Source organism: Actinomyces oricola, assembly GCF_004104015.1.
Lineage (GTDB): Bacteria > Actinomycetota > Actinomycetes > Actinomycetales > Actinomycetaceae > Actinomyces > Actinomyces oricola.
On sequence record NZ_RYFV01000001.1, the window covers coordinates 74,715 to 89,581 of the forward strand.

Sequence of the window (14,867 nt, forward strand, 5' to 3'; positions counted from 1 at the left end):
GTCATACCCTGCCGGGGTGGCTATGATTTTAGAATGACCGAAACGAACAGCAGCAACGAGGTCGCCACCGAGAGCGTCGTCCCAGGTTCGCGGGTGCGCAGTCGCCTGGCGTGGTTCGGTTCACGCGGGCATTCCACGCCACCGGCCATTGAACCGTTGCTGCGAGCCCTGCGCGCCAACCACCCCAAGGCCGACACGGGCTTGATCGTGCGCGCCTATGAGGTCGCTTGTATTCAGCACACCGGCCAGCTGCGCCACTCCGGGGAGCCATTCGTCACCCACCCGGTGGCGGTGGCCACGATCCTGGCCGAGTTGGGCATGACCCCCCAGACCCTGGCCGCCGCGCTGCTGCACGACACCGTTGAGGACACCCCCTACACCCTGGAGAAGATGAGGGCGGACTTCGGCGGCGAAATCGCCCTGCTGGTCGACGGCGTCACCAAACTCGACAAGCTCCAGTACGGGGACGCCGCGCAGGCCGAGACGGTGCGCAAAATGATTATCGCCATGTCCAAGGACATTCGCGTCCTGGTCATTAAGCTCGGGGACCGCCTCCACAACGCCCGCACCTGGAAGCACGTCTCAGCGGAATCCGCGGCCCGCAAGGCCAAGGAGACCCTTGAGATCTACGCGCCCCTGGCCCACCGCTTGGGCATGAACACCATTAAGTGGGAGCTGGAGGACCGCTCCTTCAAGGCCCTCTACCCCGGCGTCTACGATGAGATTGAACGCATGGTCGCTGAGCGGGCCCCCGCCCGGGAGGAGTACCTGCGCCAGGTGCGATTGACCATTGAGGAGGACCTGCGCTCCAACAAGATCAAGGGCGTCGTCACTGGACGGCCGAAGCACTACTACTCGATCTACCAGAAAATGATTGTGCGGGGCAAGGACTTCGACGACATTTACGACCTGGTCGCCGTACGCGTCATTGTGGACACCATCCAGGACTGCTACGCGGTCCTGGGGGCGCTGCACTCGCGCTGGACGCCCATGAGCGGCCGCTTCAAGGACTACATAGCCGTCCCCAAGTTCAACCTCTACCAGTCCCTCCACACCACCGTGGTGGGCCCGGACGGCAAGCCGGTCGAGATCCAGATCCGCACCCATGAAATGCACCGAATGGCCGAGTACGGGGTAGCGGCCCACTGGAAGTACAAGGAGGACCCCAACGCCACCGGCCCTTCACCACTGGGCGGCCTGCCGGGGGACTCCGAGAGCGGGGAGATGGGCTGGCTGCGCCAACTCGTGGATTGGCAGAAGGACACGCAGGACCCGGCCGAATTCCTGGAGTCCCTGCGCTTCGAGATGGCCGGCACCCAGGTCTACGTCTTCACCCCCAAGGGCGATGTGCTGGCCCTGCCGGGCTCGTCGACCGCCGTGGACTTCGCCTACGCGGTACACACCGAAGTCGGGCACCGCACCGTGGGGGCGCGCGTCAACGGCCGCCTGGTGCCCTTGGACACCAAGCTCGAGAACGGCGACACCGTTGAGATCTTCACCTCCAAGGCCGTCAACGCCGGCCCCTCACGCGACTGGCTCAGCTTCGTGGGATCGAACCGGGCCCGCTCCAAGATCCGCAGCTGGTTCTCCAAGGAGCGCCGGGAGGAGGCCATTGAGGAGGGCAAGGGCGCCATTGCGAGGGCCATGCGCAAACAGAATCTGCCGATCCAGCGCCTCATGAACCACGAGTCCCTCATGAACGTGGCCACAACCCTCGATAAGGGCGATATTGATGGCCTCTACGCCGCCGTGGGGGAGGGGCACATTTCCGCCCAGCACGTGGTCAATACCCTGGTGAGCGCCATGGGCGGGGAGGCCGGCGCCGAGGAGACTCTCGCAGAGGCCGTCCTGCCCACACGCGCCCAGCGGATCCGTCAACGCTCGCGGGCCACTGACGGCGGGGTGGTGGTCGCCGGCATGACCGGGGGCGACGTCTACGTCAAACTCGCCCGCTGTTGCACCCCCATGCCGGGGGACGAGATCGTTGGCTTTATTACTCGTGGTTCAGGTATTTCGGTGCATCGCAGGGACTGCCAGAACGTTGAACAGCTCGAGCGCGAGCCCGAGCGCATGATCGAGGTCAGCTGGGCGGACAACGCCCACGCCGCCTACATGGTTCAGTTGGAGGTCGAGGCCCTTGACCGCGGCGGGCTCCTGGCCGACATCACCCGCGTCCTGGCGGACAACCACGTCAATATGATCAGCGCCACCGTGGGTACGAGTCGGGACCGGGTCGTCACCGGCCGTTTCGTGGTCGAGCTCGCCGAGGCCGGGCACCTGGACCACACCCTGTCCGCGCTGCGGCGCATTGACGGCGTCTTCGAGGCGCGGCGCACCACCTCCGGTCTGCGCCGCGCCCCAGGTGCTCGGCCGGCTCAATCCTGAGCCGGCTGGTCCTGCTCGTCTTGGAACACCGCGTCAATCAGGTCCCTGGCCCTGGGCCTGCCGGCGGCCGCCCCGCCCAGGCAGTGGTTGAGGACCATGTGCAGCTTCGCCCGGGTGTACCCGGCGCTGCGGGCGGCCAGCAGCGCCTCGACCGCCCGGGCCGGCGGGGCCACCCGGGCCACGTCAACAGCGGCCCGCACCAGCGTGGTGCAGCGCACACCATCGAGGACCACCACGTCCCAAGGGGGCATCCGCCCCCGGTGAAGCTCAATGCTGCGCCACGCCCCGATCCGCTCGGGCACAATCACGGCCAACCGCTCCGGGGGCCGGTGGCCGGTGTGCACCCACAGGGCGGTCTGCCCGTAAAGAACGGCTTCCGGCGGCAGGTCCGCGGCCACCGCCCGGGCCCGCTGGGAGGCGGTGCGCAGCAGGTCGCGGGGCACGGGTGCCCCGACCACGTCCACCAGCAGCCGTCTATCCAGCAGCGGGCAGCGCAGCACAGCGGCGTCCCCCGGGGGCAGGGCGCCGAGCACGGGACGGACCTCACGGGGAACGAGATGCGCCAGGACCGCGCGGGCACTGACGTGGGGGCTGACGGCCATGCCCCATGGTGGACCCGGCGGCCCACCAGGTGCCAGGGCGGGGTTCGGGCCTGTGGATAACTCGGATGGCGCCATGGGCGGCCGGTGCCGCGGCCCACCCGGTGGCCCTAACCGATGGCCGCAATGGGCGTCGTGGAGGGGGTGCCGGAGGCGTCCCTGCGCTCATCGACGTCGGGCAGGTCCACGTGGCGCCCCTCGGGCCCCACGGCGCGCGCCGGGCCCACCCCCACCCAGGCCAGGACCAGCTCGTCCTCCCCGCGCAGGAAGCGCTGGGCGCGCACTCCGCCGGTGGCCCGCCCCTTGGCGGGGTAGCGGTCCAGGGGCGTGACCTTAACTGAGCCGCCGGTGCCGGGCAGGGCCCCCCGGGAACCGGCGACCGTCACAACCACCGCCTCGGCTACCAGCTCGGCGCTCACGGCGGCGGCCGCGACGACCCGGGCCCCGTCACGCAGGGAGATGCCCGCCATGCCGCCGGCGGCCCGACCCTGGGGGCGCACCTTCGCGGCGTCGAAGCGCAGCAACTGGGCGTCCGAGGTCACCACAACCACATTGTCGCCGTCCGCGGCGGTCGCCGCCAGCACCACCTGGTCGCCGTCGCTAAGGGAGATCACATCCCAGGCGTCGGCGCCCTTGGGCTCGTCGCCGACCTTCACGCGCTTAACGACGCCGCGGCGCGTGACCAGGACAATGGGGTCGGCGCCCACCCGGCCGATGGGCACCAGCCCCACGACCTGCTCCCCGGGCTCAACCTCCACCAGCAGCCCGACCGGTGTTCCCGCGGCCAGGGAGGGCGCCTCCTGGGCGCGTTCCACCTCCGGGGCGGCCACCACGTCCAACCGCACCAGGCGCCCGGCGGTGGTGATCGCACCGACCTGGCCGCGGGCCGTCGTCGCCACCTGGGAGCGCAGGGCGTCGTGGGCGCGACGCCCCCCGGTGCGCCCCACCGGCTCGGCCCCGGCGGTGCGGGCCACCAGCCCGGTGGCCGACAGCAGCACCCGGCAGGGGTCATCGGGGATGGTCAGTGGCACATCGGCCGCACCCGCCATAAGACTCAGCGCGGCACCGGCCCCCGGGACCCCCGCCGGCCCCGTCTCGGCGTCGCCGGCGCCCTGGGCCCGGGCGCTGACCGGCTCCCCGGAGGCCTCCAGGAGCACGGTGCGCCGGGGCGTGCCGAACTGCTCGGCCACCTGGGCCAGTTCGCGCGAGACCATGGAGCGCAGCAGGCGCTCGTCGGCCAGGACCGCCTCCAGGGATTCAATCTCCTCGGCGAGCTCGTCGCGCTCCTTATTGAGCTCAATGACCGAGAACTTGGTGAGGCGACGCAACTGGAGTTCCAGGATGTAGGAGGCCTGGGCCTCGGAAAGGTCGAAGACCTGCATGAGGCGGGCGCGGGCGGTGGCCGCGTCCTCGCTGGAGCGGATGACCGCAATGACCTCGTCAATATCGAGGATCGCAATGAGCAGGCCCTCGACCAGGTGGAGGCGCTGTTGGCGGCGGTCCAGGCGGAAACGGCAACGCCGCTCGACCACGGTGAGGCGGTGGCGCACGAAGACGTCAAGGAGTTCGCGCAGGCCCAGGGTGCGGGGCTGGCCGTCGACGAGGCAGACGTTATTGACGCCGAAGGAGTCCTCCAGGGGGGTGTATTTGTAGAGTTGGGCGAGGACCGCCTCAGGGTTGTACCCGTTCTTGACCCCAATGACCAGGCGGGTGCCGTGCTTGCGGTCAGTCAGGTCCGCAACATCGGTGATGCCCTGGAGCTTTTTGGAGGCTACGGCGTCCTTAATGCGGGCAATGACCTTCTCCGGGCCCACCAGGTAGGGCAACTCGGTGACGACAATGCCCTTCTTGCGGGCGGTCAGGTTCTCCACGCGGGCGGTGGCGCGGGTGAGGAACTTGCCGCGGCCAGTGCGGTAGGCCTCGCGCACCCCGTCGAGCCCCACGATCATGCCGCCGGCCGGCAGGTCCGGTCCGGGTACGAGGGCCATGATCTCATCCAGGGTGGCCTCGGGGTGGGAGATGAGGTGGCGGGCGGCGGCCACCACCTCCACCAGGTTGTGCGGCGGCATATTCGTGGCCATGCCCACCGCAATGCCCGAGGCGCCGTTGACCAGAAGGTTGGGCAGGGCCGCGGGCAGGACCTCGGGCTCGGTGAGGGTGTAGTCGTAGTTGGGGGAGAAGTCGACGGTGTCCTCGTCAATATCGGCGGTCAGCGCCAGGGCCGGGGCGGCCAGGCGGGCCTCGGTGTAGCGGGGTGCGGCGGGGCCGTCGTCCAGGGAGCCGAAGTTGCCGTGGCCGTCGATCAGTGGCAGGCGCATGGTGAAGGGCTGGGCCAGGCGCACCAGGGCCTCGTAGATGGCCACGTCCCCGTGCGGGTGAAGACGCCCCATGACGTCGCCCACAACGCGGGAGGACTTCACGTGCGGGCGGTCGGGGCGCAGCCCCATGCGGTCCATCTGGAACAGAATGCGGCGCTGGACCGGCTTGAGCCCGTCGCGGGCGTCGGGCAGCGCCCGGGCGTAGATGACGGAGTAGGCGTACTCCAGGAAGCTCGTGCGCATCTCCGTGGACAAGTCGAGCTCGACGATCTCGCCGTCGGTGGGGGGAGGTGTCTGCGTGAGGGACGTCGACATGGGGGCATTGTCCGCGCCCCGGAGCGGACCGTGGGCAGCGACACCCGGGCGTGAGCCGCACGACGCCATCGCATCCGGGCCCGGGCGCGACCACAGGGCGCCCGGTGGCACAATGACCGCCATGACACCGATGGACACCACCGCGTCGGGCAGCGCCGCCGCGCTCGCCACGGCGGTCACCCGCGCCGGCTACTACCCGGAGCTCGTCTTGAGCTCCCTGGAACTGGCCCTGGGGGGCGAGGAGGTTCGCACCGACCTGGTCCAGGCCGAGACCACCTTTGACGAGGCGGTCCACCGCCACCTCACGGTGCTGGCCCTGACGGACACCCGCTTCATTATTGTCCACGTCGATGATGTTGCCCGCGAGGACGGCCGCCCCGGCGCCGTGGCCACCAGTGAGGCCGTGCCCATGAGCACCATCCGCTCGGTGGCCCTCACGCGCGGCGTCAGCGAGCCGGCCGCCGACGGCGGAGTCCTGTCCGAGATGACCATTGCGGTGTCCTGGGGGGCGGTGCGCCGCATTGAGCTGGAGCCGGCCAGCTGCCCGGACCCCGCCTGTCAAGCCGACCACGGCCTGACGGGCCTGTCCGTGCCCGACGACGTCGTGGTGCGGGTGTCCGCCGGCGTGGAGGGCGATGAGGCCCTGGCGCGCGCCGAGGACTTCGCCCGCGCCCTGTCGGCGGCCACCTCCCAGGCGGCCGCCCGATGACCGCCGCGGGCGCCCCCGCCCCCCTGCCGCACCTGCGTCAGGTCCTGGGGGCGGCGGCCCGTGGTGCCGGCTTGACTCTCGCCCCGGTCCGGGCCCCCGGGGTGCTCTCCGACGCCGAGGCGCACCGGGCGGCCACCTCCTGGGGGCTGCTGGAGGCCGACGGCTCCGGGGCGAGGGGCACCGTCGTCGTCCTCGTCGACGGCCTGGGCCTGGAGCAATTGCAGCAGCGGTGCGGCCACGCCCCCACCTTGCGATCCTGGTACGCGGCGGCCCAATCCGGGCCGGTAGGTCCCCGGGCCACCACCTGCTGCCCCTCAACCACCGCCGCTGCCTTGACGACCCTGGGCACCAGCGCCCTGCCGGGGGCCACCGGCATGGTCGGCTACGCCGTCCTCAACCCGCGCCTGGACCGGAACCTGCCGGCGGGCACCATCCCGCACCACGAGCAGAACCTGTGCCTCATCACCTGGGAGGGGCAGGCCCCCAGCCCCCGGGCCTGGCAGGACGTGCCCACCATCTTCGAGCGCCTTGAACGCCCTGAGGGGCCCGGCGGCCCCTCTCGCGGCTCCGTGCCCCTGGCCGTGAGCATTGGCCCCGCCCGCTTCGCCGGCTCGGGGCTCACCGAGGCCGGGCTCAGGGGGGCGAAGCACCTGGGCGCCAATGCCATGGAGAGCCGCCCCGCCCTGGCGGCGCACGCCCTGAGACAGGGCGTGCCCCTGGTCTACCTCTATGTCGGCGAGCTCGACCACACGGGGCATTCCCACGGCTGGCGCTCCGCGCAGTGGCTGACCCAACTCGAGCGCCTCGACGCGGCCATGGCCGAACTCATGCGCCGGGTGCCGCGGGGCACCCGCATTATCCTGACCGCCGACCACGGCATGGTGGACACTGATCGCTCCCACCGCATTGACGTGAGCTCGGACCCGGTTCTGGCCCGGGACGTCGTGGCCGTGGCCGGGGAGCCGCGTTTGACCCAGCTCTATGTGCCCGGGTCGGACGCGGACCTGGCCGCCGAGGTGGCCCGGCGCTGGCGCGAGCACCTGGGGCCACGAGCGCTGTGGGTCGGCACGCAGCAGGAGGCGGACGCGCACCTGGGCCCACTGGGGGAGCGCGCCCAGAGCGTGCTCGGTGACGTGCTGGTGGCCATGAACGACACCTGGGTGGTGGTCGATCCGCGCGTCCACACCGAGGCGGCCATCGCCATGCCCGGTGTCCACGGGTCCCTGACGCCGGCGGAGATGCGCATCCCCCTGCTCATCACCCGCACCTGAGCCGCAGGGCCCCGGCCCCGGCTGGCCGGGGCCCGGGCTACTCGGGCCTGGCGCCGAAGACGATCTCGTCCCAGGAGGGCACCGAGCGGCGGGGGCGCCGCTTGGGCCGGTGCGCCGCGACCGGCGGCATCTGCGGTAGTGCCTTTTGTATGCCGGTGTCCTCGACTCGCGCCGTCGGCGAGGTAATGGCCTCGTGGGCGCTGGCCTGGCTGGCGGCGTCCGCGCCGCTCGGTGAGGAGGCGCTCGGCGAGGAGGCCCCCAGGCGCGCCCCGGCGGGATGGCTGTTGGCGAGGGCCCGACGGCGCTCGGACATGGAGACGACTTTGGCCTCTCCCAGAACCGGGGTGCTCAGCTCCTCGACTTCGGGGGACTCAACCTCTTGACGCTGCCCGCGGCTGGAGGCCAGGTCCGCCAGCAGCGCCTCGGTGGAGTTCTGGGCCTCCGGCAGGGAGGCCGGGTCGGGGAGCGCCGGCTCGGAGGGGGCGGGCTCGGGGTCCTTGTCCCCGGCGTCCTCGGCGTTGCGGGCGGAGGCGCCCGTGGCCTGGGAGTCCTGATCGAAGATGGCGGGCTTGCGCCCGCCGGCGGCGGCCTCGGTCAGCCAGCGGGCCTCATCGTCCAAGGCGGTGATGGAGCGCGCCTGGACGTCAAGCACCCAGCGGGCCTGCTTCTCCTCGGCGCCTTGGACGAAGGTCAGCGTCACCTGCCAGGGCTCACGGCCCTCACGCAAGGCGTCCCACTCCAAGCTGGCCGGGTCCACGCCGCGGGTGGCCAGCCGATCAATGACGAGCTCGCCGAGCACCGGGGAGTCCTTCTCCCAGCCCACGCGGTGAGCCTGCGCCTGCTCCACCGCCCAGCGGCGCTCAGCCAGGACGGGGCCCTCGAAACGCCGCACGTGGGCGATGTCCAGGCCGGTGGAGGACGCCACCTCGGCGGCCGAGGCGCCGGCGCGCATGAGGGCCTGGAGGTCGCGCGGGCGCAACTGGGGGCTCGGGGCGGGGGAGTCGGCCGGCTGCGGTAGCGCCGCAGGGCGGTCGCGGCGGACAGCGGCGCGCAGGGCGTCATCGACGACGATGCTGTAGCGCTGCCCCCTAGCGTCCGTCATGACGACGACATCGCCATTGGCTCCCAACAGCTCAAGCTCGATCATGGGGTCGGCCTCCTCGTGATCCTCGTACCCCTCCCAGATTGCCATTGCCGCGTCTCCAGGCGGGGAGGCTTGCCGGTGTGCCTTTCAGCATTCGGTGTTTGAGGCCCCACCGCGCCCGGCCAGTGCCCGCCTCCTCTATTCTCCTCCCCTGTATTGCGATTGTATTGCGACACCCGCCTCCCCTTATTGCGCCGGGCGGGCGTCGCAATAAGGGGAGGGGGAGGGGCGAGCGCCGGGGTGCGCCAGGCGGGCGACGGCACGCCCGGACACGGGCTTCAAGCTACTGAGCGGTGGTGCTATTGTGCGCGTGCCCTGCTCGGAGGGGCGAATGATTCGCGACGCCGAGCTCTGGTCTTCTGCGGCTCGCCGGCCGCCACCACGCTCCATGAGAGCTGTCGACGGAAGAGAGTGACGAGGTCTATGGCCACTGACTACGACGCCCCGCGTAAGAACGATGACGAGCCTGAGGCCGATTCCATCGAGGAGCTCACCGCTCGCCAGAAGGACCAGTCCTCCGAGGCCATTGAGGAGGATGAGAACGAGGTCGCCGAGGGCTTCGAGCTCCCCGGGGCGGACTTGTCCCGGGAGGAGCTGAGCGTCCATGTCGTCCCCCAGTTGGAGGATGAGTTCACCTGCTCGGAGTGCTTCCTGGTTCACCACCGCAGTCAGCTCGCCTATGTTGACGACGCCACCGGCCTGCCGGTGTGCACCGACTGCGCCGGCTAATGCGCCCCGGGGCGCGGCGCCTGGGGCGCCCGCCCCATGGCGCCCCACCAAGCCCGGGCCGGACGCATGAGCTTCGCCACTGAAAGTTAGGGACCCCTCATGGGATTGTTCTCCCGCCGCAAGACCAACACCGACGACTCGGATACCGCCAGGACCACCGGGGCGGACCACGACGCACCCGAACGCTCCGGCCCCTGGGATGCGGGCGATCTGCCTGCTGCCGCAGCGTCACGATCCCGCCTCGACTTGGGGTCCTTGCAGGTTCCGGCCGTCAACGGCATGCAGGTGCGCCTGGAGACGGATAAGGCCAATGGTGTGGCCGGATCAGTGGTCCTCGTCCTGGCCGGGTCCTCCCTGGAGCTGCGCGCTTTCGCCGCCCCGCGCACCTTCGGCATCTGGGACGAGTTGCGTTCAGATATTCTCGACGAGCTCAGTCGCGGCCGGGCGCGCACCCAGGAGATCACCGGGGACCACGGCATTGAGATCCTCGCCCAGATCCCGGTGCGTGCGGCCGGCGGCCAGGCGGGCGTGGTCGATGTCCGCTTTATCGGCGTGGACGGGCCCCGCTGGTTCCTGCGCGGCGTACTCCAAGGGCGCGCCGCCACCGATGAGAAGGCCGCCGCCGCACTGCGGGAGGTCTTCAACGACGTTGTGGTCGTGCGAGACTCCCAGGCCCGCCCCCCGCGTGAGATTCTGCCGCTTCACGCCCCGGGCCAGAGTGCCGGCCCCGAGGTCGAGGACCTTCCCGGCCTGGACCCCCTGGCGCCCGGACCCACCATTGCCGAGGTGCGATGAGCCTGGGCCCCCGCCTCCGCGAGCTGTGGAGCAGTCTGAGGCGCAGCCGCGAGGATCTTGACGCTGACGACGAGGCCCGCTCGGCTCTTGAGCGCGGGACCGTGCCCATTAGCGCGCTGGTGCCCCGCCGGCGCGCACAGGTCTCGGGCGTGCTGCGCGCCATCACCTACCGGCCGGCCGCGGACAAGCCCATGCTGGTCGGTCAGCTCTTCGATGGCACTGGCTCGGTGGACCTGGTGTGGGTCGGGCGCCGTTCAATCGCCGGCATCCACCCCGGCACCCACCTCAAGGCTGAAGGGATGGTGGCCGCCGGGCGCTCCCGCCCCACCATCTACAACCCCTCCTACGAGCTTCTAGGACCTGGCGCATGAGACGAACGACATCGACCAATGGGCTGGGAGCCATTGGCGCCGAGCACTACGACGCCGCCGCGGCTGTGGGCGGATGGCGGGGCGTACTGGAGTCGGCCGCCCCGACCGTCGTCTTCGTGGTGATTATGGCGTTGCGCCCCACGGCCCTGGTTCCCGCTCTGGTGGCCTCCCTGGCCATGAGCGCCCTGGCGCTGGTGCTGCGGCTCCTTCAGCGCGAGGGCGCCACACAGGCCCTGGGAGGGGCGGTGCTGGTGGTGGTCTCAGCGGCCTGGGCGTGGCGCAGCGGCGAGGCCGCCAACTTCTACGCCACCGGACTGGCCATTAACGCCCTCTGGCTGACCGCCACCGCCGGGTCGGTACTCGTGGGCTGGCCCCTGGTGGGGGTGCTCATGGGCCTGTGGCGCGCCGCCGGGGCCGCCCCGGCCCGGAGCCCTGAGCGCGCCGACAGCCCTGACCCCGCCCCGGGCACTGCGACGAACTCGCCGTGGTCGTGGCGCCGCGACCCCGACCAGCGCCCGGTGCGCCGCCGTTACCAGCTGGCCACCGTCGTGCTGGCGGGGATGTTCGCCCTGCGACTGGCGGTCGAGGCCCCTCTCTACCTGGCGCAGGCCACTGGCCCCCTGGGATTCGCCCGCCTGGTACTGGGCCTGCCCTTATTCGCCTTGACCCTGTGGTTCGTGTGGCTCCTGGTCAGCCCGCGGTCGGCGGCGCGGCACTGACCGCTCCACCGGCCGCGGGGGCGGCCTCTTGAGCGGCGCCGGAGAAGATCACGGGCAGCTCAGCCAGGGCCGACTCGCCCTCAGGGGCGGTGAGGAAGACCAATTCGTCGCCGCGCTCAAAACGCTCGTCGCGGTCGGGGCTAATAGGCCGGTAGTCGCGCAGGATGGCCGCGAGCACCGTGTGCGGGGGCAGCGCCACATCCGTCACCAGGAGGCCAATGACGGGGGAGTCCTCGGGCAGGGTCAGGGCGTGCATAAAGGCACCGGACTGGTGGAAGGTGAAAACCTGCACCAGGGCGCCGACGGAGACCGCCTCCTCGACCAGGGAGGTCATAATGCGCGGGGTGGACACGGCCACATCCACCCCCCAGGTGTCGTCGAAAAGCCACTCGTTCTTCGGGTTATTGACCCGGGCCACCGTGCGGGGCACCGCGTACTCGGTCCTGGCCAGCAAGGAGACCACGAGATTGACCTTGTCATCCCCCGTGGCGGCCACCACCACATCACAGTCCCCGGCGCCGGCGTTGGCCAGGGCGTCGGCCTCGCAGGCGTCGGCCAGCTGCCAGTCGGCCTCGGGGACCGAAGCGATGCGCATGGCTTCGGGGGAGCGGTCCACCAGGGTGACCTCATGGCCGTGGCTAATGAGCTCGCCCGCGATCGAGCGCCCCACGGTCCCGGCTCCGGCAATGACAATCCTCATCTTTCAGACCTCCTGGGCCGGTGGGCGGGACAGGGCCCGCTGGACCGCGCGGATCCTCTCATTGCGCACCGCCAGGTGCAGGCGGTCGAGCTCCTGAACACTGGTGACGGCGGTGGGCACCACGGCCTCCTGACCCCTGGAGATCCAGGCGACCCGCACCCCCAGGCGCTCCTCCAGGGCCGCCACGCTCATGCCCACCCAGGCGGTGGAGACGTCGGGCTGGACCAGGCTGAGCGTGCCCGAGGGATCCTCCATCTCGCGGGCCACGCCCCCCGGCAGGATGCGGCGCATCATTTGCTCGGCGGTCTGGCGCACCGTGGCCACGGTGGGAATGCCGAGCCGCTCATAGACGTCCGCCCGGCGGGCGTCGTAAATGCGGGCCACGACGTGCTCGACGCCAAAGCTCTCGCGCGCCACCCGGGCCGCCACAATGTTGGAGTTGTCTCCGCTGGAGACCGCCGCGAAGGCGTAGGCCTCGTCAATGCCGGCCTGCTCCAGGGCGTCGCGGTCGAAACCGATTCCCTTGACCTTGCGGCCGTTGAAGTCGGGCGGTAGACGGCGGAAGGCGTCTGAGGACATGTCAATAATGGCCACCGAGTGGCCCGTGTGATCGAGCTGGGTGGCCATGGAGGCGCCCACGCGACCACAGCCCATGATGACGAAATGCACGAGGGAACGGTACTCCTGTCCTTGGACCTGAGGGAACGCAGACGTAGCATTTTACTTTGTGCGTGACTTCGCAGACCGTGTCAAGCGGGTCCTCATCGGCCGCCCAGTGCCCAGCCGGGCGCTAGGTGAGACGCTTCTGCCCAAGCGGATCGCCCTGCCCGTCTTCGCCTCGGACGCCTTGTCCTCCGTAGGCTACGCCCCGGACGAGGTGCTCATGACGCTGGCGGTCGCCGGCGTGGCGGCGACCGCCCTGTCCCCGTGGGTCGCCCTGGCCGTGGTCGGGGTCCTGCTGGTAGTCGTGGCCTCCTACCGCCAGACCGTCCACGCCTACCCCTCCGGCGGCGGGGACTATGAGGTGGTCTCCACCAATCTGGGCCCCCATGCCGGGTTGCTCGTCGCCTCCGCGCTGCTGGTGGACTACGTGCTCACGGTCGCCGTCTCGGTGTCCTCGGGCACCGCCTACCTGGCGGCGGCCGTGCCCGCCGTCGCGGGCCACAAGGTGGAGATCGCCGTCGGCGTCTGCACGCTCCTGGCCCTGCTCAATCTTCGGGGCGCCCGCGAGTCGGGAAGCGCCTTCGCCATTCCCACCTACATCTATATGGCGGCCATTGGCATTATGGCGGTAACGGGCCTCATCCAGGAGGCCACCGGGCACCTGGACCGGGCCCCCAGCGCCGGTTTCGACGTGGTCACCCAGGCCGGCTGGGAGCAGGGGCTGAGCGGGCTGGCCGGCGCCTTCCTGGTTCTGCGCGCCTTCTCCTCGGGCTGCGCGGCCCTGACCGGGGTGGAGGCCATCTCCAACGGCGTTCCCAGCTTCCAGCGCCCCAAGTCCAAGAATGCGGCCACCACCCTGCTGCTGCTGGGAACCATTGCGGCCCTCATGCTGCTCAGCATTATCCACCTGGCGGGGGCCACCGGGGTGCGCATGGTGGAGGATCCCGCTACTGGGCTGCTGAGCAACGGGGCGCCGCTGAGCGAGGGCTACCACCAGGACCCGGTCATCGGCCAGATCGCGGCCGCCGTCTTCAACGGCTTTAAACCCATGTTCTACCTGGTTACCGCGGTGACCGGCCTCATCCTCGTCCTGGCCGCCAACACGGCCTTCAACGGTTTTCCCGTCCTGGCCTCGGTGCTGGGCCGCGACGAGTTCCTGCCGCGTCAGCTCTCTCAGCGGGGGGACCGCCTGGCCTACTCCAACGGCATAATTGTGCTGTGGCTGGGGGCGGTGGCCTTCATCGTCGGTTTTCAGGCCAGCACCAACCGCCTCATCCAGCTCTACATTGTGGGCGTGTTCATCTCCTTCACGCTCTCCCAGGTCGGCATGGTCCGCCACTGGAGCCGGGTCCTGGCCACCGCCACCGACCCCAGGGCCCGTTCCCGCATGATCCGCGCACGCATAATCAACGCCATTGGTGTGGCCGGCACGGGACTGGTCCTGGTCATTGTGCTGCTGACCAAGTTCACCCGGGGCGCCTGGATTACGCTGACCATTATGGCGGTCCTCTTCGTAGTGATGAACCGCATTCGCAGCCACTACCGGCGGGTGAGCGAAGAAGTGGCCATTAAGGACCTCCACGACTCCCGGGTGCTGCCGGCGCACGTCCACGCCATTGTCCTGGCCTCCCGGCTCCACCAGCCCACCCTGCGGGCCCTGACCTACGCCCAGTCCACGCACCCCACCACCATTGAGGCGCTCACAGTGGATACCGGCCACGACAAGGCCGAACGGCTTCTAGCGGACTGGGACGACGCCGAGCTCCCTGTGCCACTGACCATCCTGGATTCGCCCTTCCGCGACATTACGCGACCCATTGTCAACTATGTGCGCTCAGTGCGCCGCGAATCCCCTCGTGACCTGGTCGTCGTCTTCCTGCCCGAATACCTGGTGCGCCACTGGTGGGAGCAGATCCTCCATAACCAAACAGCCCTGCGACTTAAGACTGCGCTGCTGTTCACCCCCGGTGTGGTGGTCGCCTCCGTGCCCTGGCAGCTGGGGCTGCCCGGGGAGTCCCACATTCACCACGGCGTGCGCGCCCGCACCGCCAAGGGCATTGTCGACGCCGACGTGGCCGCCCGCCGCGTGGAGGCCGGCCGACTGACCCCCGCCTCCGAATCCCGGCAGAAGGCATGAGCAGGCAAGCCC

Annotated in this window: 13 protein-coding genes; 8 read left to right on the plus strand and 5 right to left on the minus strand. The window is 70.4% G+C overall.

The window, feature by feature from the left end:
* Nucleotides 1-33 precede the first annotated feature (33 nt).
* The gene (locus EUC46_RS00325; RefSeq protein WP_128772209.1) at nt 34-2,385 is read left to right on the plus strand and encodes a RelA/SpoT family protein; all 2,352 of its coding nucleotides are present in this window, start codon (nt 34-36) and stop codon (nt 2,383-2,385) included.
* On the opposite strand, the gene EUC46_RS00330 is transcribed toward EUC46_RS00325, so the two are convergent.
* Together EUC46_RS00330 and EUC46_RS00335 are read right to left on the minus strand one after the other, a co-directional pair.
* Complete coding sequence (locus EUC46_RS00330; protein WP_128772210.1) at nt 2,376-2,987, minus strand: hypothetical protein; 612 nt, start codon at nt 2,985-2,987, stop codon at nt 2,376-2,378. The two genes, EUC46_RS00325 and EUC46_RS00330, sit on opposite strands and share 10 nt — an antisense overlap.
* A gap of 107 nt (nt 2,988-3,094) precedes the next feature.
* On the minus strand, nt 3,095-5,617 hold the full coding sequence (locus EUC46_RS00335; protein WP_128772211.1) for a DNA gyrase/topoisomerase IV subunit A: 2,523 nt from the start codon (nt 5,615-5,617) through the stop codon (nt 3,095-3,097).
* A 121-nt stretch (nt 5,618-5,738) separates the two neighbouring features.
* Here EUC46_RS00335 and EUC46_RS00340 point away from each other — a divergent pair, with 121 nt between their 5' ends.
* On the plus strand, nt 5,739-6,326 hold the full coding sequence (locus EUC46_RS00340) for a DUF5998 family protein (protein ID WP_421700907.1): 588 nt from the start codon (nt 5,739-5,741) through the stop codon (nt 6,324-6,326).
* Nucleotides 6,323-7,597, plus strand: coding sequence for an alkaline phosphatase family protein (locus EUC46_RS00345; protein WP_128772212.1), 1,275 nt, complete (start codon nt 6,323-6,325; stop codon nt 7,595-7,597). Before EUC46_RS00340 ends, EUC46_RS00345 begins: the two co-directional genes overlap by 4 nt.
* Before the next feature lie 37 nt (nt 7,598-7,634).
* On the opposite strand, the gene sepH is transcribed toward EUC46_RS00345, so the two are convergent.
* Nucleotides 7,635-8,789: a septation protein SepH gene (gene sepH / locus EUC46_RS00350; RefSeq protein ID WP_421700909.1), complete on the minus strand. Its 1,155-nt coding sequence runs from the start codon at nt 8,787-8,789 to the stop codon at nt 7,635-7,637.
* 375 nt (nt 8,790-9,164) lie between these two features.
* Between sepH and EUC46_RS00355 the strand changes: the two genes are divergently transcribed.
* The 4 genes from EUC46_RS00355 to EUC46_RS00370 all read left to right on the plus strand — a co-directional run bounded on the left by EUC46_RS00355 (nt 9,165) and on the right by EUC46_RS00370 (nt 11,355).
* Nucleotides 9,165-9,470, plus strand: a complete 306-nt coding sequence (locus EUC46_RS00355; protein ID WP_128772213.1) for a DUF4193 domain-containing protein — start codon at nt 9,165-9,167, stop codon at nt 9,468-9,470.
* A 99-nt stretch (nt 9,471-9,569) separates the two neighbouring features.
* Nucleotides 9,570-10,265 carry a DUF3710 domain-containing protein gene (locus EUC46_RS00360; protein ID WP_128772214.1) on the plus strand — a complete coding sequence of 232 codons (696 nt, stop codon included), beginning with the start codon at nt 9,570-9,572 and terminating at the stop codon, nt 10,263-10,265.
* Entirely contained in the window at nt 10,262-10,636 is a 375-nt protein-coding gene (locus EUC46_RS00365) for an OB-fold nucleic acid binding domain-containing protein (protein WP_128772215.1), read from the plus strand. Before EUC46_RS00360 ends, EUC46_RS00365 begins: the two co-directional genes overlap by 4 nt.
* The gene (locus EUC46_RS00370; RefSeq protein WP_128772216.1) at nt 10,633-11,355 is read left to right on the plus strand and encodes a DUF3159 domain-containing protein; all 723 of its coding nucleotides are present in this window, start codon (nt 10,633-10,635) and stop codon (nt 11,353-11,355) included. Before EUC46_RS00365 ends, EUC46_RS00370 begins: the two co-directional genes overlap by 4 nt.
* On the opposite strand, the gene EUC46_RS00375 is transcribed toward EUC46_RS00370, so the two are convergent.
* Nucleotides 11,327-12,055, minus strand: a complete 729-nt coding sequence (locus EUC46_RS00375) for a potassium channel family protein (protein WP_128772217.1) — start codon at nt 12,053-12,055, stop codon at nt 11,327-11,329. The two genes, EUC46_RS00370 and EUC46_RS00375, sit on opposite strands and share 29 nt — an antisense overlap.
* Before the next feature lie 3 nt (nt 12,056-12,058).
* Nucleotides 12,059-12,724: a potassium channel family protein gene (locus EUC46_RS00380; protein ID WP_128772218.1), complete on the minus strand. Its 666-nt coding sequence runs from the start codon at nt 12,722-12,724 to the stop codon at nt 12,059-12,061.
* 58 nt (nt 12,725-12,782) lie between these two features.
* Between EUC46_RS00380 and EUC46_RS00385 the strand changes: the two genes are divergently transcribed.
* Nucleotides 12,783-14,855, plus strand: coding sequence for an APC family permease (locus tag EUC46_RS00385; protein ID WP_128772219.1), 2,073 nt, complete (start codon nt 12,783-12,785; stop codon nt 14,853-14,855).
* Nucleotides 14,856-14,867: the final 12 nt, after the last annotated feature.